18 protein-coding genes are annotated in these 20140 nt (G+C 68.4%); 8 read left to right on the top strand and 10 right to left on the bottom strand.

Annotated elements, in window-relative coordinates:
• Position 1 precedes the first annotated feature (1 nt).
• From L978_RS17400 to L978_RS17385, 4 genes are read right to left on the bottom strand one after another with little or no spacing between them, the layout of a single operon-like run.
• Positions 2-1012 (bottom strand): hypothetical protein, encoded by a 1011-nt coding sequence (locus L978_RS17400; protein WP_052193837.1) that lies wholly within the window; start codon positions 1010-1012, stop codon positions 2-4.
• The gene (locus L978_RS17395; RefSeq protein ID WP_047524638.1) at positions 1012-1863 is read right to left on the bottom strand and encodes a tryptophan 2,3-dioxygenase; all 852 of its coding nucleotides are present in this window, start codon (positions 1861-1863) and stop codon (positions 1012-1014) included. The genes L978_RS17400 and L978_RS17395 overlap by 1 nt, the downstream gene beginning before the upstream one ends.
• 59 nt (positions 1864-1922) lie before the next feature.
• Positions 1923-3650: an amidase gene (locus L978_RS17390; RefSeq protein ID WP_047524636.1), complete on the bottom strand. Its 1728-nt coding sequence runs from the start codon at positions 3648-3650 to the stop codon at positions 1923-1925.
• On the bottom strand, positions 3650-4690 hold the full coding sequence (locus tag L978_RS17385) for an agmatine deiminase family protein (RefSeq protein WP_047524658.1): 1041 nt from the start codon (positions 4688-4690) through the stop codon (positions 3650-3652). Before L978_RS17385 ends, L978_RS17390 begins: the two co-directional genes overlap by 1 nt.
• An 80-nt stretch (positions 4691-4770) precedes the next feature.
• On the opposite strand from L978_RS17385, the gene L978_RS17380 reads away from it, so the two are divergent.
• On the top strand, positions 4771-5430 hold the full coding sequence (locus tag L978_RS17380; protein ID WP_047524635.1) for a TetR/AcrR family transcriptional regulator: 660 nt from the start codon (positions 4771-4773) through the stop codon (positions 5428-5430).
• 10 nt (positions 5431-5440) lie between these two features.
• Positions 5441-6814 (top strand): pyridoxal phosphate-dependent decarboxylase family protein, encoded by a 1374-nt coding sequence (locus tag L978_RS17375; RefSeq protein ID WP_047524632.1) that lies wholly within the window; start codon positions 5441-5443, stop codon positions 6812-6814.
• A gap of 145 nt (positions 6815-6959) precedes the next feature.
• On the opposite strand, the gene L978_RS17370 is transcribed toward L978_RS17375, so the two are convergent.
• A complete protein-coding gene (locus L978_RS17370) occupies positions 6960-7484 on the bottom strand; it encodes a TetR/AcrR family transcriptional regulator (protein ID WP_047524629.1) in 525 nt (174 codons plus the stop codon).
• A gap of 80 nt (positions 7485-7564) precedes the next feature.
• Between L978_RS17370 and L978_RS17365 the strand changes: the two genes are divergently transcribed.
• Entirely contained in the window at positions 7565-8272 is a 708-nt protein-coding gene (locus L978_RS17365) for an MBL fold metallo-hydrolase (RefSeq protein WP_047524627.1), read from the top strand.
• 17 nt (positions 8273-8289) lie between these two features.
• Here L978_RS17365 and L978_RS17360 read toward each other — a convergent pair whose 3' ends face one another.
• The 3 genes from L978_RS17360 to L978_RS17350 all read right to left on the bottom strand — a co-directional run bounded on the left by L978_RS17360 (position 8290) and on the right by L978_RS17350 (position 11636).
• Entirely contained in the window at positions 8290-8847 is a 558-nt protein-coding gene (locus tag L978_RS17360; protein ID WP_047524625.1) for a cysteine hydrolase family protein, read from the bottom strand.
• Entirely contained in the window at positions 8844-10286 is a 1443-nt protein-coding gene (locus tag L978_RS17355) for a purine-cytosine permease family protein (RefSeq protein ID WP_047524623.1), read from the bottom strand. Before L978_RS17355 ends, L978_RS17360 begins: the two co-directional genes overlap by 4 nt.
• A gap of 66 nt (positions 10287-10352) precedes the next feature.
• Positions 10353-11636: a M18 family aminopeptidase gene (locus L978_RS17350; RefSeq protein ID WP_047524621.1), complete on the bottom strand. Its 1284-nt coding sequence runs from the start codon at positions 11634-11636 to the stop codon at positions 10353-10355.
• A gap of 262 nt (positions 11637-11898) precedes the next feature.
• Between L978_RS17350 and L978_RS17345 the strand changes: the two genes are divergently transcribed.
• From L978_RS17345 to L978_RS17335, 3 genes are all read left to right on the top strand, one after another.
• Positions 11899-12762, top strand: coding sequence for an EamA family transporter (locus L978_RS17345; RefSeq protein ID WP_047524619.1), 864 nt, complete (start codon positions 11899-11901; stop codon positions 12760-12762).
• A 285-nt stretch (positions 12763-13047) separates the two neighbouring features.
• Complete coding sequence (locus L978_RS17340; protein WP_047524617.1) at positions 13048-14310, top strand: hypothetical protein; 1263 nt, start codon at positions 13048-13050, stop codon at positions 14308-14310.
• Between the two features lie 241 nt (positions 14311-14551).
• Entirely contained in the window at positions 14552-16012 is a 1461-nt protein-coding gene (locus tag L978_RS17335; protein ID WP_047524610.1) for an HNH endonuclease signature motif containing protein, read from the top strand.
• A 3-nt stretch (positions 16013-16015) separates the two neighbouring features.
• Here L978_RS17335 and L978_RS17330 read toward each other — a convergent pair whose 3' ends face one another.
• Complete coding sequence (locus tag L978_RS17330; protein ID WP_231555096.1) at positions 16016-16672, bottom strand: response regulator; 657 nt, start codon at positions 16670-16672, stop codon at positions 16016-16018.
• Positions 16673-16899: 227 nt separating this feature from the next.
• Here L978_RS17330 and L978_RS17325 point away from each other — a divergent pair, with 227 nt between their 5' ends.
• Complete coding sequence (locus L978_RS17325; protein ID WP_047524608.1) at positions 16900-18042, top strand: sensor histidine kinase; 1143 nt, start codon at positions 16900-16902, stop codon at positions 18040-18042.
• A gap of 243 nt (positions 18043-18285) precedes the next feature.
• Here the strand turns inward: L978_RS17325 and L978_RS17320 are convergent, their stop codons facing one another.
• Positions 18286-19029 (bottom strand): GntR family transcriptional regulator, encoded by a 744-nt coding sequence (locus L978_RS17320; protein WP_047524606.1) that lies wholly within the window; start codon positions 19027-19029, stop codon positions 18286-18288.
• Between the two features lie 169 nt (positions 19030-19198).
• Between L978_RS17320 and L978_RS17315 the strand changes: the two genes are divergently transcribed.
• A complete protein-coding gene (locus L978_RS17315; protein ID WP_047524604.1) occupies positions 19199-20128 on the top strand; it encodes a phosphate/phosphite/phosphonate ABC transporter substrate-binding protein in 930 nt (309 codons plus the stop codon).
• The last annotated feature ends 12 nt before the right edge of the window (positions 20129-20140 follow it).

The following is a 20140-nucleotide window of genomic DNA, read 5'->3' as shown; positions in this document are numbered from 1 at the left end:
GTCACACCTTCAGGTCTGCGGGGATGAGGGGGCGTGCGGCGAGCGGGTCGGCTGTCGCGGGAGAGGCACCGGGAAGGAACAGGAGCGTCGCCGACGGGGCGAGCGGATCCAGCGGGGAGAGCGCGTGCAGGAGCGCATCGGCGTGGACGCCGGCCTCGCGGAGGGCGGCGACCTCCCGGGCGTTCAGGTCGTTCGGCATCGGTCCGTTGCCCAGGTCGGTGCCGTAGAGCACGGTCCCTCCTGCCGCGTGGAAACGGCGGACGTTGTCGATCGCGATCGCGCGCGCGGGGCCGTCGTGGATGGCGAGGGTCGAGATCCACGACGCCGAGGCCGCCTGCCGTGCGATCTCCTCATCGTCGAGGCGTTCCGTGAACGGGGCATGGGCGAGGCGGGCGGCGCCGAGGGCGACGACGCGCTGCGCCTCACCCGGTCCTTCGGCGTGGGCGACGACCGGGAGGGAGCGGCTCGCGGCGATGCCGACGATCGTGCGGAACAGGTCGTCCGAGAAGACCGGTCCGGCCGTGCTGTTGCTCGTGACCTTGAGACAGGAGGCCCCGGCATCCGCCATCTCGGCCACCGCATCCGCCGCGGCTCTCTCGTCCGCGACCTCGCGCACCGAGCCTTCCGGTGCCCACTCGCGGTCGGAGGGGTATCCACCCGGGGCGGCGACGAACGCCCCCGCGAACTCGACGAGCGGGTGCGGGTGCGGGATCGAAAACGTGCCGGAATCGCGGGTCGCGGGCGCGTTTTTGATCCCGCCACGCGCGAGTCGGCGCAGCACGCCCGGGTTGCCGCCGAGGTCGACCACGCGCCCCAGGCGCGAACCCGACAACTGCGCGTGGTCGACGAGTTGCAGGTGCACGTGGTGGTCCGTGAACCCGCCCAGCACGACGCCGTCGAGGCGGGGGAGGCCGGCAGCGGAGTGCCCATCGCTCAGCCACACCCGCCCGTCGACGAGCTCGACGACGCCCTCGCGCCAGCCGACCCCGTCGAAGAACGTCGCGGCGTGCATCAGCTGCCGATCTCGGTGCGCACGGTGTAGAGCTCGGGGAAGAACGTCAGATCCAGGGCGCGCTGCAGGAAGCCGACGCCGCTGGATCCGCCGGTGCCGACCTTCATGCCGATCGTGCGGGAGACGGTCTTGAGGTGCCGGAAGCGCCAGAACTGGAAGTTGTCCTCGAGGTCGACCAGGTCTTCGCACGCTTCGTACAGGTCCCAGTACCGGTTCGGGTCCTGGTAGATCTCGCGGATCGCGGGCACCAGCTCCGGGGTCTCGCGGTACGGCTCGCGCACGTCGCGGTCGAGGATCGAGGACGGGACCGGCAGGCCGCGCCGGGCGGCGAACCGCAGGAACTCGTCGTACAGGGTCGGCTTCTCCCACTCGGCCGTGAGCAGCGCGAGGTTCGCGGGGTGGTCGGCGAAGACGTTCAGCATCTTCTCGTTCTTGTTGCCGAGGGCGAACTCCACCGCCCGGTACTGCACGGACTGGAACCCGGACGAGTTGCCGAGCGCTCCGCGGAACTGTGCGTACTCGGTGGGCGTGAGGGTGGCGAGCACCGACCACTGCTGCGTCATCACGTCCTGGATGCGCTTGACCCGGGCGATGCGCTTGAGTGCTTCGCGCAGGTCGTCACGGGCGAGCAGCTCCCGAGCGGACGAGAGCTCGTGCAGCAGCTGCTTGAGCCACAGCTCGGTGGTCTGGTGCTGGATGATGAACAGCATCTCGTCGTGGTGCTGCGGCTCGCTCACCGGGTGCTGTGCCGTGAGCAGCTGGTCCAGCGCCAGGTACGACCCGTAGGTCATCCGGCCGGACAGATCGGTGACGATCCCGGATTCGAGGGCGCGTTCGTTCTCGGTGCTCATGCGCCGAACATATCACTTCTGTGGCGAGCGTCACAGAGATGAAATGTTCTCGATCCGGATCAGCTGTCCGACGGCAGGGCCGGTGTGCGCGGCGGGGGAGTGCGTCGCGTGCCCGGAGCGCCGGTGGCTTCGAACGCCACGGCCAGGCGCAGCAGCATCGTGTCGTCGTACGCTCGTCCGGCGAAGGTCAGGCCGATCGGCATGCCGATGTCGCTCATCAGCCCCATCGGAACCGTGACCGTCGGGATGCCGAGGTGTCGGATGGCGAGGTTGCCGTTCGCGATCCAGGTGCCGTTGCGCCACCCCAGGTCGGCGGAGTCCGGGTTCACGTCCATGTCGGCCGGGCACACATCCGCGACCGCGGGGAACACCACGGCGTCGAGGTGGAGCGCATCCATCCACTCCTCGAGGTCGCGGCGACGCGTCTCCTCCAGGCCCCGCAACCCGTTTTCGAGCTCGGGCATGTCCGTGAAGGGGGTATCGGGGTGGCTCCGCACCCAGTCCGGATACTCGGCGATGTCGTCGTCGAAGCCGGTGTAGCGGTCGGGGAGGGCGCCTTCCGGGTGCGGGAAGATCGTGGCCCCGTCGACCTCCGTGAGCGTGCGGAGAGCCGGATCGCCGTTCGCCTGCAGGAAGTCCTCCCACGCCCACGCCGAGAGGTCGACGATCTCGCGGCGCAGGTACTCGGGCGACACCAGTCCACGCGTCGGGAGGGTGGGGGCGCCCGGGCGGTCTCCCTCGTAGTTGGACACCACCGGGAAGTCGACCTCGATCACGGTCGCCCCGGCGGCGCTCAGGTCGCGGCGAGCCGCCTCCCACCGTTCGATCACACTCGCCCGCGTCTCGATGCGCCGACCTGTCGGGCCGCCGATGCCCGGGGCCTGCGCGCTTCCGGCATCCGGATCCGCATTGATGTACATCTTCGGGATGCCGATCCGCATGCCGTCGAGCGCTGCCGGGGTGCCGGTGGCGAGGGCCGCATACGAGTCCGGTCGGACCGAGGCGGCCGAGGGGATCGGGACCCACGGCTGTGCTCGCCAGAAGTCGCCGCGGGAGTCGGGGTCGTCGGCGACGATCACTTCGAGCACTTCGAGCAGGTCGGCCATCGTGCGGGTGTGCGGCACCACCACGTCCATCGTGGGAACGAGCGGCCAGTTGCCCCGGGTCGAGATCACGCCGCGGGAGGGGGTGTAGGCGCACAGGGCGTTGTTGGTCGCAGGCCCGCGACCGGAGGACCAGGTCTCCTCCCCGAGCCCGAAGGCGGCGAAGCTCGCGGCGGTCGCGGTGCCGGAGCCGTTGGAGGAGCCCGATGCGAAGGGTGCGGTGAGGAACGCGGCGTTGTACGGGCTCTCCGCTCGGCCGTAGACCCCACGCTGCATGCCGCCGTTGGCCATCGGCGGCATGTTCGTCAGCCCGAGGCAGATCGCTCCGCCCGCGCGCAGGCGCTCGATCGTGAAGGCGTCGCGCTGGGCGATCAGATCCGTGAAGGCCGGGCTTCCGGCTGCGGCGGTGAGCCCCCGCACGAGGTAGCTGTCCTTGGCCGTGTACGGGATGCCGTCGAGGGGGCCGAGCACCTCGCCTCGGGCACGGCGTGCGTCGGAGGCCGCAGCCTCGGCGCGGGCGTCGGGGTTCGCGACCACCACCGCGTTCAGGGCGGTCGGCGTGCCCGGCGCATCGAAGGCGGCGATGCGAACCCGGTAGGCGTCGACGAGGTCGACCGCGGTCGTGGTGCCGTTCTCGAGCGCGCGCCGCAGGTCGGCGATGGAGGCTTCGACGACGTCGAACATCAGCGCGACCCGTCCACGGAAGGCTGCTGCTGCGTGATGCAGTGGATGCCGCCGCCGCGGTCGAACAGCGGGCGCGCGTCGACCGTGACCACGCGGCGTCCGGGGTACGCGTCCGCGAGGATCTCGCGGGCCGCGGCATCCGCCTTCTCGTCGCCGAACCCGCACGCGACCACGCCGTCGTTCGTCACGAGATGGTTGACGTAGCTCCAGTCGACGGGCCCTTCGTCGTCGCTCAGCGTCGAGGGCGCGGGCAGGTCGATCACTTCCACGCGGCGACCGGCGGCATCCGTCTGCTCGGAGAGGAGGGCGCGAAGGTCGCGGGAGACGGCGTGGTCCGGGTGCTGCGGGTTCTGCTGGTCGTGCAGCAGGAGCCGGCCGGGGGAGACGATCGTGGCGACGATGTCGACGTGGCCGTTCGTCCCGAAGTCGTCGTAGTCGCGAGTGAGCCCGCGCGGCAGCCAGATCGCCTTCGTCGCGCCGATCGTCCTGGCCATCTCGGCCTCGATCCGCTGTTTGTCGGCGTAGGGGTTGCGTCGCGGGTCGAGCTGCACGGTCTCGGTGAGCAGCACCGTGCCTTCGCCGTCGACGTGGATGCCGCCGCCCTCGTTCACGAGCGTCGAGCTCACGAGCTCCGCCCCGACGGCGCCGGCCACGATGCGGGCGTGCTGAGCGGCCCTGCGCCACTCGGCCCAGTCGGGAGCGCCCCAGCCGTTGAAGATCCAGTCGACGGCGCCGAGCACGCCCGGGCGCTCGTCGTCGACGACGAAGGTCGGGCCGGAGTCGCGCATCCAGAACTCGTCGACAGGTGCCTCCAGGATCTCGATGCCGGCACCGAGCATGCGTCGGGCCCGCGGGATCTCGCTCGGGTCGACCAGCATCGTCACGGGTTCGAACTCGGCGACGGCGTGGGCGACGGCCGTCCAGGTCGCGTACCCCTCTTCGCGCTCGGCATCCGTGGCACCGAGCGTCTCGCCCTCCGCGGGGAACGCCATCCAGGTGCGCTCGTGAGGTGCCGTCTCGGCGGGCATGCGCCAACTCATCGTGATCTCCTCGTCGACGATCTCGGGCGGACGGAATCCGCTGTTGAACACGTGATCAACGGGTGATACCGTAGCCCGCGATGAAGATCACGTCAAGAAGCACCGCGCCGCGGCGGATGCCCCCGGAGGAGCGCGAGCGATCGATCGTCGACGGCGCGATCGCCCTGGCACGCGAGGGCGGACTCGAGGTGCTCACGGTGCGCGCGGTGGCGGCGCGCGTCGGTGTCACCCCGGCCCTGGTCGCTCACTATCGGCCCGTCATGGACGCCTTCGTCGCCGAGATCTTCGGGCACATCGTCGCCGCCGAGCGCGATGAGGTGATCGCGGCTTTCGATGGCGTGGGTGACCTCCGCGCGGGTCTGCACGACCTGATCGAGACCCTCCTCGACGGCGAGCGCGACGACGTGACACTGATCTGGGTGCAGGCCTGGGCGCTCGGTGCCCGCAACGACATCCTCGCTGCCCGCGTGCGGTCCGAGATGGACGGGTGGCAGAGCGCTCTCGAGCAGATCTTCGTCCGAGCGGCGGCGGCGGGAGTGATCGCCGACGGCCGTTCCGACACCGCCGCGTGGCTCCTGCTCGCCATGGTCGACGGCATGAATGCGCACTCGCTCGTGAAGTGGGCGCCGAGCGATCGCGCCGACCTCGCACGCCGCGCGCTGTCCGCCGTCCTCGACAGCGCCGCACCCCACGCGATCTCCCTCGCTTCCCCGACCGAACCCCGCATCGAAGACCAGTAAAGGAACGCTCATGGATGCTGTGCGCATGCACGCGGCTTCGCCCGAATCGACGGCGATCGTGGATGCCGTGCTCGACTACTCGCGCCGTCGCATGCTCGCCGCCGACGTGCCACTCGACAAGCCCCAGACCGAGGCGGAGCTGAACCGTCTCGTGGGGGCGACGATCACCGACGCCGGGCTCGGAGCCCAGCGCGCGCTCAGCGTGTTCGAGCACATCCTCGCGCCGGCCTGTCTCACCACGAGCCACCCGCTCTACCTGTCCTTCATCCCGACCGCTCCGACCATGGCGGCCATCGCGTTCGACCTCGTCGTCTCGGCGTCCGGGCTCTACGGCGGGAGCTGGCTCGAAGGGGCAGGTGCGGTGCATGCCGAGAACGAGGTGCTCTCGTTCCTCGCCGCGGAGTTCGGGCTGCCGGACACTGCGGGCGGTGTGTTCGTGCAGGGTGGCACGATCGGCAACCTGTCGGCCCTCGTCGCGGCGCGGGAGGCCGCCAAGGCTCGGCTGGTCGCCCAGGGCAAGGAACTTCCGGCGCGCTGGAAGATCGTGTGCAGTGCGGAGGCCCACTCCTCGAACAAGTCCGCCGCGCGGGTGATGGATGCCGACGTGGTGCTCGTGCCCGCGGGCGACGACGGCATGCTGCGTGCCGACGCGGTGCGCGAGGCGCTCGACACCCACGGCGACGAGATCTGCGCCGTCGTCGTGACCGCGGGTTCGACGAACTTCGGCATCGTCGACGACATCGCGGCGATCGCCGCGCTCAAGGACGAGTACGACTTCTGGCTGCACGTGGACGGTGCCTACGGGCTCACCGCGATGCTCGCGCCTGGCGCGCGTTCCCGCTTCCGCGGTGTGGAGCGTGCCGACTCGGTGATCGTCGACCCGCACAAGTGGCTGTTCGCGCCGTTCGACTGCTGCGCGCTGATCTACCGTGAGCCGGACCAGGGTCGCCGCGCGCACACCCAGCACGCCGAGTACCTCGACACGCTGACCGACGCCGAGGAGTTCAGCCCCTCGGACTACTCGATCCAGCTGACCCGTCGCCCGCGCGGGCTTCCGATGTGGTTCTCGCTCGCGACCTACGGGGTGGATGCCTACCGCGAAGCGATCGGCGCGACCATCGCCCTCACGGAGCGCATCGCCGCAGAGATCTCCCGCCGCCCGGAACTGCGCCTCGTGCGGGATCCGCAGCTGTCGGTCGTGGTGTTCGAGCGCGACGGCTGGGAGCGTGCCGACTACGACCGCTGGTCGGCGGAGCTGCTCGACTCCCAGCGCGCCTTCGTCGTGCCCAGCTCGCACGCCGGGCGCCCGAACACGCGCTTCGCCATCCTGAACCCGCTCACGACCTTCGAAGACCTCACCGGCATCCTCGACACCATGAAGTAGATGGCCGTGCCGGATGTCGGGAGGATTCCCGGATGTCGGGGGAGTCGGCCCGATCTTCCCGACACCCGTCCTTCCTCCCGACATCCGTACCGGCGGCGGGAGCGAGCCGGGAGCGGGCGCCGGGTGCGGGCGGCGGGGCGAGAGATCAGCCGCCCATGCCGGCGATGAGTCGTGTCAGCCCGTACTCGAAGGCGCGGTCGACGTCGCCGCCGAGGCGGAAGGCACCGGCGAGCTCCATCTGCAGGAAGCCGGTCGCCCACGCCGTGAAGAGACGGGCGGCGTCGAGGGCGTCGTCCTCGCCGACCAGTGCGGAGGACGCGCGGATCACCGGCGCGGCGGAGCGCGCGAGGGCATCCTGCGGGGCCGCGATCGTGAACATCAGCCGGAACCCCTCCGGATTCTCCTTCGCGAAGCTGCGATAGACGTGCGCGAGGCCGGCGAGGTCGTCGCCCTCGTCCTCGAGCCGTGCGGTGAGGGCGTCGATCGTGGACACGGCGACCGCGGTGTGCAGGGCGTCCCGATCGCGGATCCGCTTGTAGAGCGAGGGGGCACGGACGCCGACGCGAGCCGCGACCGCCTGCATGGTGAGTCCCGCGGGTCCGGCGATTTCGAGGATCTCCCGTCCGGCGGCGACGATCTCCGCGATGGACGTGCGTCCGGGGGTCGGCATCGGTCCTCCTGGATGGCTATTGACATTAGCCATGATAGCTACGTATCGTAGCTATCGCAACAGTCCCGAGAGGATCCGCCATGAAGCTCGCACCCCACCTGCACCGACTGGGCAACGACATCGTCGCCTCCTACCTCATCGACCTGCCCGAGGGGATCACCCTGATCGATGCGGGTCTTCCCGGGCACTGGCACGACCTCCAGCGCGAGCTCAAGCTGATCCGCCGTCCGCTGTCCGATGTCCGCGGCCTCGTCCTCACCCACGGCGACAGCGACCACATCGGTTTCGCCGAGCGGCTGCGCACCGAGGCGGGGGTGCCGGTCTTCATCCACGCGGCCGACAGCCACCGCGTGCGCACGGGCGAGAAGCCCAAGACGGCGATGGGGCCTGCGAGGCTCGGGCCGACGCTCGGATTCCTCGCCTACGGCCTCCGCAAGAACGCGCTCCGCAGACCGCACGTCTCCGTGGTGACGGAGGTCGGGGATGGCGACGTGCTCGACCTGCCGGGCGCTCCCGTCGTGATCGGGATGCCCGGTCACTCGCCGGGGAGCATCGCGGTGCACGTCCCGGTCGTCGACGCCGTGTTCGTGGGGGATGCGCTCACGACGAGGCACGTGCTCACCGGCCGCACCGGCGCACAGCCCGCGCCCTTCACGGACGAGCCGGAGGCCGCTCTGTCCTCGCTCGATCGCCTGGCCGCGCTGTCGGCCTCCTGGGTGCTGCCGGGGCACGGCGCCCCGTGGCAGGGAACGCCGTCCGAGATCGCAGCGGCCGTGCGGGCGGCCTGAGCGGGCGACGCCCTGGTTCAGCCGAGGATCGTGTCCGTGTCGCTGACGGTGATCTGCGGGGGATAGAGCCTCATCACCTGCAGCGCGGCCTCATGGTTCTCCGCCGTCGATCCGGCGCAGGCGTCTGCGGCGATCGTGACGTGGGCACCCGCATCCGCGGCGGCGAGCGCCGTCGAGATCACGCAGCAATCGGTCGAGACGCCGGCCAGCACCACGCGGCCCCCGCGTCCGACCACGGCTTCGAGCTCGGGCCCCCACTTGCCGAAGGTCGGCAGGTCGATCGTCGGGTGGGTGCTCACTGTGGCCGCCTCCGGCACCAGCGCGAACAGCGGATCGCTCGGCGGCTGATCCGCGAACGGCCAGGCGTCGAAGTACGCACCCCATGACGTCGTCCGGTCGGCGGTCGGCATCCAGCGGGTCACGAGGACGCGGTCACCGAAGGCGTCGGCCAAGGTGCGGATGCGGGGCATCGCCTCGGTGAAGAAGGGGGACCCCCAGGCGGACTCCGGCGCGGCGAAGATGGCCTGCGGATCGATCACCACCAGCCAGGTGTCGTCGAGCAGGCCCGCACTCACGCGTCCTCCTGGCGCCGGATCTTCCCGGCCCGGGCGAAGTACGTCACGAGGAACGACAGCACCAGTGCGAAGAACACCCCGAGGTTCGCGTAGGCCCAGTCCCCGTCCCTGCCGCCGACCAGGAACAGCAGATAGCCCTGCCAGTTGTTCCACGCGGCATCCTCGGCGAAGTTGTTCACGACCAGCCCCCATCCGATCACGCTGGTCACGACCATGGTGCCGATCGAGGTCCAGTCCCAGGCGCCGTAGCGGCCGCGGCTGTCGAACAGGGCATCCTCGTCGTAGTCCTTCCGGCGGCGCAGGATGTCGGCGATCAGGATGCCCGCCCAGGATGCGAGCGGGACACCCAGTGTGATCAGGAAGCTCTGGAAGGGCCCGAGGAAGTCGGTGGCGAAGAACACGACGAAGACCGTGCCGAGGGTGAGGATCACTCCGTCGATCGCCGCGGCGGACGGACGGGGGATGCGGATGCCGAGGCTGAGGAGGGTCAGCCCCGAGGAGTAGATGCCCAGCACCGCCCCCGAGACGAGGGCGAGCACCGCTGTCAGCAGGAAAGGCACGAGCACCCAGGTCGGCAGGATCGACGCGAGGGCGCCGATCGGGTCTGCGGCGATCGCATTCATCAGCTCTTCGTTCGAGCCGCCGAGCAGCAGGCCGAAGACGACCAGGATGACCGGCGCGACCGAACCGCCGATGGTGTTCCACGCCACGATCGCCCCGTCGGACGCTGTGCGCTTCTGGTAGCGGGACCAGTCGGCGGCGATGTTGATCCAGCCCAGTCCGAATCCGGTCATCACCATGACGAGTGCCCCGATGACCTGGCCGATGCCGCCGTCCGGGCGGGCCAGCACCGCTGCGAGGTCGATCTGCGGCGCCGCCAGGACGATGTAGAGCACGGTGACGACGCCGGTGATCCAGGTGAGCACCGACTGCATCCGCATGATCGTGTGATAGCCCAGCACGGATGCCGTGACGATCAGCGCCGCGACGATCACGGTCGCGACGATCTTGAGTCCGATGCTGTCTCCGTCGCCGCCGAGCTGGGTGATCACGGTCGCGGTCGCGAGCACGGCCATGATCGCGAGGAAGGTCTCCCAGCCGATCGAGGTCAGCCACGAGACGATGCCCGGGAACTTCTGGCCCTGCACGCCGAAGGCTGCGCGCGAGAGCACCATGGTCGGCGCCGAACCGCGCTTGCCGGCGATCGCGATCAGCCCGCAGAGCAGGAACGACACCACGATGCCGAGGACCGATACGAGGGTCGCCTGCCAGAACGAGATGCCGAAGCCGAGCACGAACGACCCGTACGACATCCCGAAGACCGACACGTTCGCCGCGAACCAGGGCCAGAAGAGGTCGCGGGGTCGCGCGGTGCGCTCCGACTCGGGGATGATCTCGATGCCCGCGCGCTCGATGAGAGCCGGCTTGATGTCCGTCATGCTGACATCCTGGCACTGCCGCCCCGTCACCGGGCGGACTTCTGCGGTCGAACCGCGCCAGAAGGCTCAGCCGGCGAAGAACGCCTGGGCGGTGCGCGTGAGGTCGTGGAGGTCGGAGACCCCGGCGAGTTCGCGGGCGGAGTGCATCGAGAGGATCGGGATGCCGACGTCCACCGTGCGGATGCCGAGGCGCGTCGCGGTGATGGGGCCGATCGTCGATCCGCAGGGCACGCTGTTGTTCGACACGAACTCCTGGGCCGTCACCCCGGCCCGCTCGCACCAGGACAGCCAGGACGCGGCGCCGACAGCATCCGTCGCGTACCGCTGGTTGGCGTTGATCTTCAGGATCGGCCCCGACCCGAGCACCGGCTGCACGACGGGGTCATGCTTGGCGGCGTAGTTGGGGTGCACGGAGTGTCCGACATCGCTCGACAGGCACCACGACGACGCGTACCCTCGGCGCCGCTCGGATGCATCGGCGCCGAGCCCGGCATACAGGCGCTCGAGCACGTCTTCCAGGAACGGGCCGGCCGCTCCGGAGCGCGATTCGGAACCGAGCTCCTCATGGTCGAAGGCGGCGAGCACGGCGATGGGGCCGCCCGCCCTCGGCTCGTGCGTCGCGAGCGCGACCACCCCGGCGTGCACCGAGGCGAGGTCGTCGAGACGGCCGGAGGCGAAGAAGGCGTCGTCCTTGCCGAACACGGCGCCGCGTGCGCTGTCGGCGATCACCACGTCGTATCCGCGGATGTCGGCGGCCGCCACGTCGGCGGAGGCGGCGAGCTCGGCGAGGATGTCGGCTTCACTCGCGTCGCCCAGGCCCCACACCGGCTGCGTCTCGACCTGCTTGTCGAGGGCGAGGCCGTTGTTGACGCCGCGGTCGAGGTGGATCGCGAGCTGCGGCAGGCGCAGGAGAGGGCCGGTGTCGGCGAGCACCACGCGTCCGTCCGCGAGGGCCAGGCGTCCGGCGAGACGCAGCTCGCGGTCGAGCCAGGAGTTCAGCAGCGGGCCGCCGTAGACCTCGACGGCGGCCTGCAGCCAGCCGCGCGACCCCGTGGTCGGCTGCGGCTTGAGCTTGAAGCCGGGGGAGTCGGTGTGGGCGCCGAAGATCTGCACGGGTGTCGTCGCGGTGGCATCCGCGGGCACCGTCCAGGCGATCGCCGCGCCGTCGCGGACCACCACATACCGCCCGCCCGCGGGTGCGGTCCAGGCGTCCTCCTCACGCAGCCGGGTGAACCCTGCGCTCTCCAGGCGTCGAGCGACCTCCGCCGCCGCGTGATAGCTCGACGGAGAAGCGGCGACGAAGTCGGCGAGATCCTCGGCGTGGGCGAGCGCGGCGGGGGTGACAGGCATGTCGTGACCTTCCTTCGGATGTGCGGTCCTTCGAGCGTAGTCCGGGGTCTGCATTCGGGCCGTCGAGCGGGGCGCTTCGCGTTCCCGGGTGTTCACCACGGCGCGGTAGGGTCTTCTCGATAGCGCCTAGGGTTCCGGGGTTCGCACCCGTCTGGTCCGAGCGGCGCCACGGCACTTCTCCGCAGGAGAGCCGTCATCTGACAGGACAAAAGCCCGGAGGACCCTGTTCGTCGCGCCGTGCGTCGGACGGAAGGGTCTCGCCGTGTCGCCTCTCGCCTTCGTCCTGGTCTTCGGAGCCGCCATCGCCCACGCGGCGTGGAACATCATCGCGCACGGCATCAGCAGGGCCGGAGCGCCGTTCTTGTGGTGGGGTGCCGTCGGGAGCACCGTCGTGTGGGCCGGAGTCGTGCCGTTCACAGGCGGCCCCGGTACCGACGATGTGGGGTCCTTCGCCCTCGGTGTCGTCGTCTCGTCGATCCTTCACGTCGGCTACATGGCCGTCCTCCAGCGCGGGTATCAGCGAGGCAACCTCTCCACCGTCTACGCGACCGCCCGCGGCACCGGCCCCTTCCTCTCCGTGATCGTCGCCGTACTGGTGCTGGGGGAGCGCCCGTCGGCGGTCGCGCTCGTGGGCGTGGCGGCGGTGATCGTCGGGGTCGTCGCCGTCGGTCTCGTCGATCGGGGCAGAGGGGCGGGAACGGGGCGGATCGACCCCGGTATCGTGTTCGGCCTGCTCACCGGCGTCGCGATCGCGATCTACACGATCTGGGACGCTCACGCGGTGCGCACGTGGGACCTCTCGCCCGTCGCGTTCATGGTCGGGACCACGGTGCTGCAAGTGCCGTTCTACTCGATCGCGGTTCGTCGCCGCTGGGATGCGGTGTGGGCGCTCGGCCGCACGCAGTGGCGCCGCATCCTCGCTTTCGGGATCCTCTCCCCACTGTCGTACATCCTGGTGCTGACGGCGATCCAGATCGCCCCGGTCGCGCTGGTCGCACCGTTGCGCGAGGTGAGCGTCGTGCTGGTGAGCCTTTTCGGGGTCTTCGTCCTGCGGGAATCGCGTCCGGGATGGCGGATCGCCGCATCGCTCGTGGTCGTCGCGGGGATCGTGCTGCTCGCGCTCTGAGGGTCGTGGTCCGCTTCCCGCCGAACGCATTCCGGAATATCGCGAAACACCTCCTGAACAGGCCTGTTTCGGGGCTCGAAATGTCAGTGGTCGGGCGTTGAATGAGGGCATGCACCCGCTCCTGGAATCTCTCGATCGGCTGGTCACCGACCTCGATCGCGTGCTGTCCGGCGGAGGGTTGGCGGGTCAGAGATCGTCAACCTCGCGGGTCTCACTGACCTGAACGCGTTGTCCCATCCCTTCGAGTCCTTCGGAGCGATGGGTAAGCTCCGCGTAGGAGGAGAAATGGGATCGCAGACTTCAGAGTCGGAAGGCACCTCGGTCGCGCAACGCGAAGGGCCTCACACCACTATCGAAGAGGGCACTCAATCGGGGGCAATCCGGGTGGCGCGAGTCGCTGTGTGTCTGTTGCGCCTCGGACCTGAGGCAGAGCCTCTCTTTACGGTTCCCGCCGCTCGCGCGCTTTCCGATCAGATCTCTGCGTCGCTTATCAAGGCGCTAAGTGCGGACACTCGCGTGTCCGAAGTTATCACGGCGCCGCCTGCCCCCGAGTTCGACAACGCGCGGACGGTACCCTTTTTTTATATCGATCCCGATCGTGACGGACCGACGCTAGGCGTCGAGCAGTTTCAGGCTTTCCGCTTGAACACAGCCCTTGAGTTCCGCGTGCGCGTTCCGGCGAAGAATCAGCCGAAGTATCGAAGCATGGATGACGTGCCGACAGACGACTACCTCGTCTCATGGGACGGGACTGTGCTCTATGTGCAATGGGATCAAGAGAACCCGGCGAGCACTGGCTCTGGCGGCCACGTTGTTCTTTCGATCGTGGAAGAAATCGCGAGAGCGGCTGGATACGAGGCTGTTGTGATGGCGTGCTCGCGTGGATGCCATCACCGCTTCATTCACGGAGATTTCGTGACCTTCGCCTCAGACCGGGTCCCGGACCACTACCACCGTATCGGCAGCTCGCCTACGGGAAATGGCTTCACTGTTCCGTTTTCGATGTCGGACAACGCGGTAGAGGATCTTCGTCGGATCCGGAGACACCTCTCGGTATTGATCGAAGTCTTTGCAGGCACAAAGTCCATTGCGGATGCGATTCTATATTGGGGCTGGCGTGCCCGCGCGGATGCCCAGACGACTCTCTCGATCGCGTACGAACGCGTGTCGAAACGGCCGTGGTATCGGCCCGTCGGCTGGCTCATAGACTCATGGCGCTTGCGCGGTACATCGAAGCTCAGTCAGAAGATGCAGTCGAGCCAGTGGTTGAGCCTGGCATCGATCGACTCGCAGATCGGTAACTGGCGCGAAGGCGACAAGCGTTTTGCCGAGCGGGTCGGTACGGAGAGGCTCAAAGAACTCGCTCGGCTGTTCGACACGGCTGGCGATGAAGTGCGATCCCTTGACACCACAACTGTACGTGCGTCTCTTCAAGACATTGCGAGTCGGGCGGAGGGGCGCTCGCTACGAGTGGTGACGCTTGCGGGTGCCGCTTGCGCGCTGGTTGGTGCCGTCGTCGGCGCGGTGGGCTCTGCACTCTTGACTTGAATCTGCAACGTGACTCGGAGACGTGACCGTAGCGTTGGCAGCACGGGAATCGCGTAGCGATTGCGAGAGTCGCATCCAGGATGGCGGATCGCCGCGTCACTCGTGGTGGTCGGGGGCGTCCTGCTCGCGCTCTGAGCGCCGTCGTCCACCGCGGACGAGTGCATTCCGGCATATCGCGAAATAGCGTCTGAACAGGGCCGTTTAAGGCATGAATGTCAGTGGTCGAGTGTTGGATGAAGGCATGAACCCGCTTTTGGACTCACTCGATCAGGTGGTCGCCGGACTCGATCGAGCGCTGTCCATGGGAGCCTTGGCGGGGCAGTCGGATTCCGGACGGATGGAGGTGCTCCACGCCGCAGGAGAAGCGCTGCGGCGCGTGGAGGCGGTGATCCTGGAGACGGTCGCGTCTGCCGACCAGCGGATGCCCGACGTCCACGGATGTCGCTCCATGAACGAGCTGCTGCAGCGGGTGCTCCGACTCGATGCGCCGGGGGCCTCGCGCATGGTGAAGGCGGCGTCCGCCGTGCGTCGTGAGATGTCGTTGTCGTCGGGGGAGCGGCTACCCGCCCGCTACCCGTCGATGCGCGCGGCGCTCCTCGACGGTGCGATCGGAATCGCCGGGCTTCTCGCGGCGACGGGGCCCATCGAGCAGGCGGGGGACCGCATCGGGGTGGCCGACCGGCTTGCGGCCGACGCGGCGATGGCGGACTTCGCGCGCGGCCATCCCGCTGCGGACGCAGGTGCCGGTGCGGAAGCGGGTGCAGAGAGGGATCCCGCGCCGCCCGCGACGCCGGACGACCTTCGTCAGTTCGCGCAGGTGCTGGCCATGACGCTCGATCCGGATGGCGCTGAGCCGTCCGACCTCCGGGCACAGCAGCAGCGGTTCGTGACGGTCGGGCGCCTCCGCGACGGGGTGCATCCGCTGCGAGGCAATCTGCTGCCGGATGCCGCGGCGCAGCTGCAGCTGATCCTCGACGCGCAGTGCAATCCGAAGACCGGCGGTCCGGTTCCGCCCGGGGTCGTCTTCCGCGACTCCGAGGGAGAAGTGCCGGACGCTGAGCCGTGGAACACGGATCCGCGGCACGTGATCGACGGGCGCTCCGCGGCGCAGAAGCGACATGATGCGCTGACCGCCGCGTTGGGGATCGCAGCGCGCCATGACGAGATGCCGAGCCTGAGCGGCGCCGCCCCGACTCTGGTCGTGCAGGTGGGGGCCGAAAGTGTGGCGACCGGCACCGGATGGGCCACGATCGCGAACACGCAGGCGCCGGTCCCTCTCGGAGTGGCTTCGCAGGTCGCGTGCGCCGGAGCGATCCAGCGTGTCCTCACCGACGAAGGGCGGATCATCGGCGTGACGGTGAGCGATCGAGTGTTCACCGTGCATCAGAGGCGCGCGATCGTCGCTCGGGACGGGGAGTGCCTGATTCCCGGGTGCCACGTTCCCGCGCCCTGGTGCGAGATCCACCACGTGGTCGAACATGCCCGCGGTGGTCTCACCCAGACCGACAACGGCGTGCCGTTGTGCTGGTGGCATCATCGTTCGCTGGAGACCTCCGGCTGGGAGATCAGGATGAGCGAGGGGCTTCCGGAGATCCGCGGTCCCGCATGGTGGGATCCGGGGCGTCGCTGGCGCGCTCCACATCGCTCCGTTGTGTCCGGAGCTGTTCGGACCGGCGGGGAGTCGGTGCTCAGCGGAGGCTGATTCTCAGCGGAAGTTGACGAGGCCGGCGTGCGCGGCCGTGACCAGGATCTGCACCCGGTCGCGCAGGTGCCACTTCGACATCATGCGTCCGAGGTGGGCCTTCACCGTCCCCTCGGAGACGATCAGCGCTTTGGCGATCTCGGCGTTCGACATGCCCTTCGCGAGGCATTGGAGCACCTCCGCCTCCCTCTCGGTGAGAGGTTCGAGGGCATCCACATCGGCGGTCGTCGGGGTGGACGCGCGGACGTGCTTGATGAGCATCGACGCGATCCGCGGGGAGAGCGAGCTCGCTCCGCTGTGCACCTCGCGCACACCGATGACGATCTCTTCGGCGCTGGAGTCTTTGAGGAGGTAGCCGGAGGCGCCTGCGCTCAGCATGGGGAGGACCGTGTCACTCCCGTCCAGCGTCGTCACGGCGAGCACCCGGACGTGCGGCCAGCGTTCGGCGATCACACCCGTAGCCTCGATGCCGTCCATCTCGGGCATCTGCACGTCCATCATCACGACGTCGGGCTGCTCGCGCTCGACGGTGGCGATCGCCTCGAGTCCGTCCTCCGCCTGGGCGATGACGGTGATCTCGGGGTCACGGGAGACGAAGTGAGACAGCGCCGAGCGGACCAGCGGATCGTCGTCGACGATCAGGACACGGATTTCCTGCATAGGGGGAAGCCTAACGGCGTGAGCGGCTCGACGACCGCATGTAGACCTTTGGCTAAAAAGATCTGGACTTGAGGCAGATGTGCCTCGTGAAGATCACCGAGAAGATGAATACAGACATCGACGAACGACTACATAATGGAGGTGAACGCAATGACTTTCTGGCAGCAGGTTGGCAAGTTTTTTGGTCTCGTCCGCTAGCGTACCTGGCGAATAGGAGATAGTGAAGTATGGCCTTCGACCAGTCCCCCCGACGATCTGCGGATTCGTTCCGGTTGGGTCGAGGCGAGAAGCTCAGCACGATCGAGCGGATCGTCGTCCTGGTCATACTCGGCATCACCATCGCCACCGACGTCATAGGCTTCTTCACCACGCCGGGTGTGAACCCAGCCGCCCTGGTGGTGAGCGTCGCATCCACTGCAGCGTTCGCCCTCTATCTCTGGAAGCCGCTCCTCGCGACATGCGCCCTCGGCGTCGTGTTCGCGTCATCATTTCTCGTGGGAACCGAATCCCAGGTTCTGACCGCCGCCGCAGTCGCGTCGGGTCTGGTCATGAGGCTGGGGTGGACTTCCCTGATCCTCGCCTACACCGGTGCGTTCCTCATCGCGACAGCAGTCGTCGCCTACGGCGACGCTGACGCCGGTGTGAATGTCGGTCTCTTCCTCGTCTTCGCCACGGTGGCTGGAGCCGTCGGGTTCGCCCTTCGGCTCGCGTTCGCCCGTGGCAGCCGCCTCGAGCGCGAACTCCAGGCGGCGGCCGAACAGGAGCGCCAAGCAGTACTCGCCGAGCGGCGCTGGATCGCCGGTGAGTTGCATGACAGCATCGCTCACCAGCTCACGGTGGTGTCGTTGCACGTGCAGATGCTCGAAGACCCCCAGACAAGTACAGATTCGCAAGAGGCGATTCGCGTCGCCGCACGCAAGGCGATGACCGATCTCCGATTCGTGATCGAGCTCGCCGACGACGCGCCGCAATCCTCGAGCGTGCAGACCGGTGACCTCGCTGCGGCGATCGACGAGGCCCAAGGAGAATTCGAGGCTGCAGGTCACTCCGTGGACCGCGTGGGAGATCCTCGGGACGAGCGCATCCCGCGTGCGGTCGAGATCGTCCTCGCGCGCATCACGCGCGAGTCCGCCACGAACATCCTCAAGTACGCCGGCCCCGGCGAAGTGCAGATGCACCTCGCGGTCGACGACGAGGTCGCGCATCTCATCCTCCGGAGTCCTCTCCCGACCACCCCACGCCGGGAGCTCTCCTCGAGCCGTACGGGTCTCACCCGCATGGCGGAGCGTGTGATGGGAGCGAGCGGACAGTTCAGCGCCGGCGAAGAGGAAGGATTCTGGGTCGTGTCGGCCCGCCTTCCGGTCGTCTGATGCTCTAGAGTGTGTGAGCACGCTTCGTCGATGACCGCAAAATCTGGACAAAGGTCTAGATAAACCTCGACGTTCGGCCCTACGTTTCGGGTTGAGTCTCTCCGTATTCTGGAGGCTCCCCAGATAAAGCGTCCCCAGCGCTGCGATCGCGAGCGCGGTCTTTCTGGCTTCTGAAACACTTTGCGCGCTCGCGATCGCCATCTGCGTTAACGGGCGATTTTCCGGCCCCGTTCTGGCCCCGGGCTACGCGCCCACCGCTCGCATGTAGTGCCCATCGGTGGAGATTCCCGACGCGGCGACGGTGAAACGCACGACCTCGCTCAGGTAGCGGTCCTCCGACGCCTCGAAGATCCGTCCCTCCGCGTCGCGCGAGGTGCGGGTGAGGCGCAGGATCGGCGTGCCACGCGGTACGCGCAGGAGTGCGGCATCCTGATCATCCGCTGCGACCGCGTCGATCACGTGCTCCAGGGTGACGATGGGGTGTCCCACCGACGACAGATACTCGGTGATCGAGACCTCATCCAGGTTCACCTCGAACAGGTGACGCCCCGCGACCTCGGTGTAGTTGAGGCGCTCGAGCATGGTCGGGCGCCCGTCGAGGAAGCGCAGCCGTACGACGCTCACGATGGTGTCGCTCTCGTCGACGCCGAGTGCCGCCCCCAGGGCGCCGGCGCGCCGCAGGCTCAGCTCCTGGGTCTGGGCGCCGGGCGAGACCCCGAGTTCGCGCGCCCAACGTGTGAACGGCACCGACACGTCCACCGCCTGATTGGCCTTGCGCGCCACCACGCGCGCGGGGCGGCCGCGCGTCGTCTCGATCAGGCCCTCTGCGCGCAGAGCCGCCAACGCATTGCGGATCGGGCCTCGCGAGGTCTGCCACCTCTGCGCGAGCTCCGCCTCGGTCGGGACGTCGTCTCCCGGGCGCAACCCGCCGTCGGCGATCCGAGCGCGGAGGTCGTCAGCGATCTGGGTGTACACAGCTTCAGCCACATAGGTACATTACTTCGTCATGCTCACCCACGCGATCGCGTTCCAGGAGCGTTCATCCAGGCGAATGGCCGGTAAACGAGTTCTGAACTCTTCCGAGTTAGGTACATATCTCGGTGCGGCACCTGTCAGAGTCTTCCGTGGATCACCCCTCCCACTCTGAAAGGTCCTCATGAAGCTTCGCGCTCTCCCCGCCCTCGCCGGTGTCGCGATCCTCGCGCTCGGTCTCGCCGCCTGTTCCGGCTCGGCTGAGGCGACCGGTGCCTCGGGCGCCGACGGGTCGTCCTCTGCGAGCGGATTCGCGGTCGACGAGAACACGCTCGTCTTCGGCGTCGTGCCCGACTCGGTCGACACCGAGACCAACTACCAGCCGCTGATGGACTACATCGCCGACCTCACGGGCAAGTCCGTCGAATACCACGAGTCGACCGACTACGCCGCGCTCATCGAGGCCGCCGTGGCCGGCAAGGTCGACGTGGCGTCGTTCTCGGGCTTCACCTACGTCACCGCCACCAACAACGGCGCCAAGCTGACTCCCATCTCCTCGATCGTGACCGAAGAGGGCCAGGAGCCGGGCTATTACTCGCAGGCGATCGTCCCCGCAGACAGCGACATCACGAGCATCGACGGTTTCAAGGGCAAGAAGGTCTGCTTCGTCGACCCGTCCTCGACCTCGGGCTACCTGTTCCCGTCGTACAACCTGCTCGAGGCCGGCATCGACCCGAAGACCGACATCACCCCGGTCTTCGCCGGCAAGCACGACGTCAGCGTCACCAAGGTCGGCGAGGGCGTCGAGTGCGAGGCGGGCTTCGCCGAGGACTCCGAAGTCGAGAAGTCGGACAAGGTGAAGGTCATCGACGAGACCATGGTGCCCGGTGCACCGCTCGTCTACTCCTCCACGCTCCCCGACGACGTCTCGAAGAAGCTCATCGACGGACTCTCCGAGATCACGATCGACGACATCATCGCCGCAGGCATCGACAGCGCCGACACCGACTCCTTCCGCAGTGTGTTCTACGCCACGAAGCCGGTCGACGACGCGTACTACGACCTGATCCGCGACATCTGCAAGGAGACCGAAGCGGAGCAGTGCAAGGCCTGAGCCCGGCCTGAC

Origin of the sequence: Microbacterium sp. ZOR0019, assembly GCF_000800925.1 — a bacterium.
Classification (GTDB): Bacteria; Actinomycetota; Actinomycetes; order Actinomycetales; family Microbacteriaceae; genus Microbacterium; species Microbacterium aurugineum.
The sequence above is the reverse complement of the archived record's forward strand: the minus strand, read 5'-3'. Positions and strand labels throughout refer to the sequence as shown.

Bases quoted from the DNA above. Each gene is read 5' to 3' on its own strand.
- L978_RS17400 (WP_052193837.1), bottom strand. From the start codon at position 1,012: ATGCACGCCGCGACGTTCTTCGACGGGGTCGGCTGGCGCGAGGGCGTC.
- L978_RS17395 (WP_047524638.1), bottom strand. From the start codon at position 1,863: ATGAGCACCGAGAACGAACGCGCCCTCGAATCCGGGATCGTCACCGAT.
- L978_RS17390 (WP_047524636.1), bottom strand. From the start codon at position 3,650: ATGTTCGACGTCGTCGAAGCCTCCATCGCCGACCTGCGGCGCGCGCTC.
- L978_RS17385 (WP_047524658.1), bottom strand. From the start codon at position 4,690: ATGAGTTGGCGCATGCCCGCCGAGACGGCACCTCACGAGCGCACCTGG.
- L978_RS17380 (WP_047524635.1), top strand. From the start codon at position 4,771: ATGAAGATCACGTCAAGAAGCACCGCGCCGCGGCGGATGCCCCCGGAG.
- L978_RS17375 (WP_047524632.1), top strand. From the start codon at position 5,441: ATGGATGCTGTGCGCATGCACGCGGCTTCGCCCGAATCGACGGCGATC.
- L978_RS17370 (WP_047524629.1), bottom strand. From the start codon at position 7,484: ATGCCGACCCCCGGACGCACGTCCATCGCGGAGATCGTCGCCGCCGGA.
- L978_RS17365 (WP_047524627.1), top strand. From the start codon at position 7,565: ATGAAGCTCGCACCCCACCTGCACCGACTGGGCAACGACATCGTCGCC.
- L978_RS17355 (WP_047524623.1), bottom strand. From the start codon at position 10,286: ATGACGGACATCAAGCCGGCTCTCATCGAGCGCGCGGGCATCGAGATC.
- L978_RS17350 (WP_047524621.1), bottom strand. From the start codon at position 11,636: ATGCCTGTCACCCCCGCCGCGCTCGCCCACGCCGAGGATCTCGCCGAC.
- L978_RS17340 (WP_047524617.1), top strand. From the start codon at position 13,048: ATGGGATCGCAGACTTCAGAGTCGGAAGGCACCTCGGTCGCGCAACGC.
- L978_RS17335 (WP_047524610.1), top strand. From the start codon at position 14,552: ATGAACCCGCTTTTGGACTCACTCGATCAGGTGGTCGCCGGACTCGAT.
- L978_RS17330 (WP_231555096.1), bottom strand. From the start codon at position 16,672: ATGCAGGAAATCCGTGTCCTGATCGTCGACGACGATCCGCTGGTCCGC.
- L978_RS17325 (WP_047524608.1), top strand. From the start codon at position 16,900: ATGGCCTTCGACCAGTCCCCCCGACGATCTGCGGATTCGTTCCGGTTG.
- L978_RS17315 (WP_047524604.1), top strand. From the start codon at position 19,199: ATGAAGCTTCGCGCTCTCCCCGCCCTCGCCGGTGTCGCGATCCTCGCG.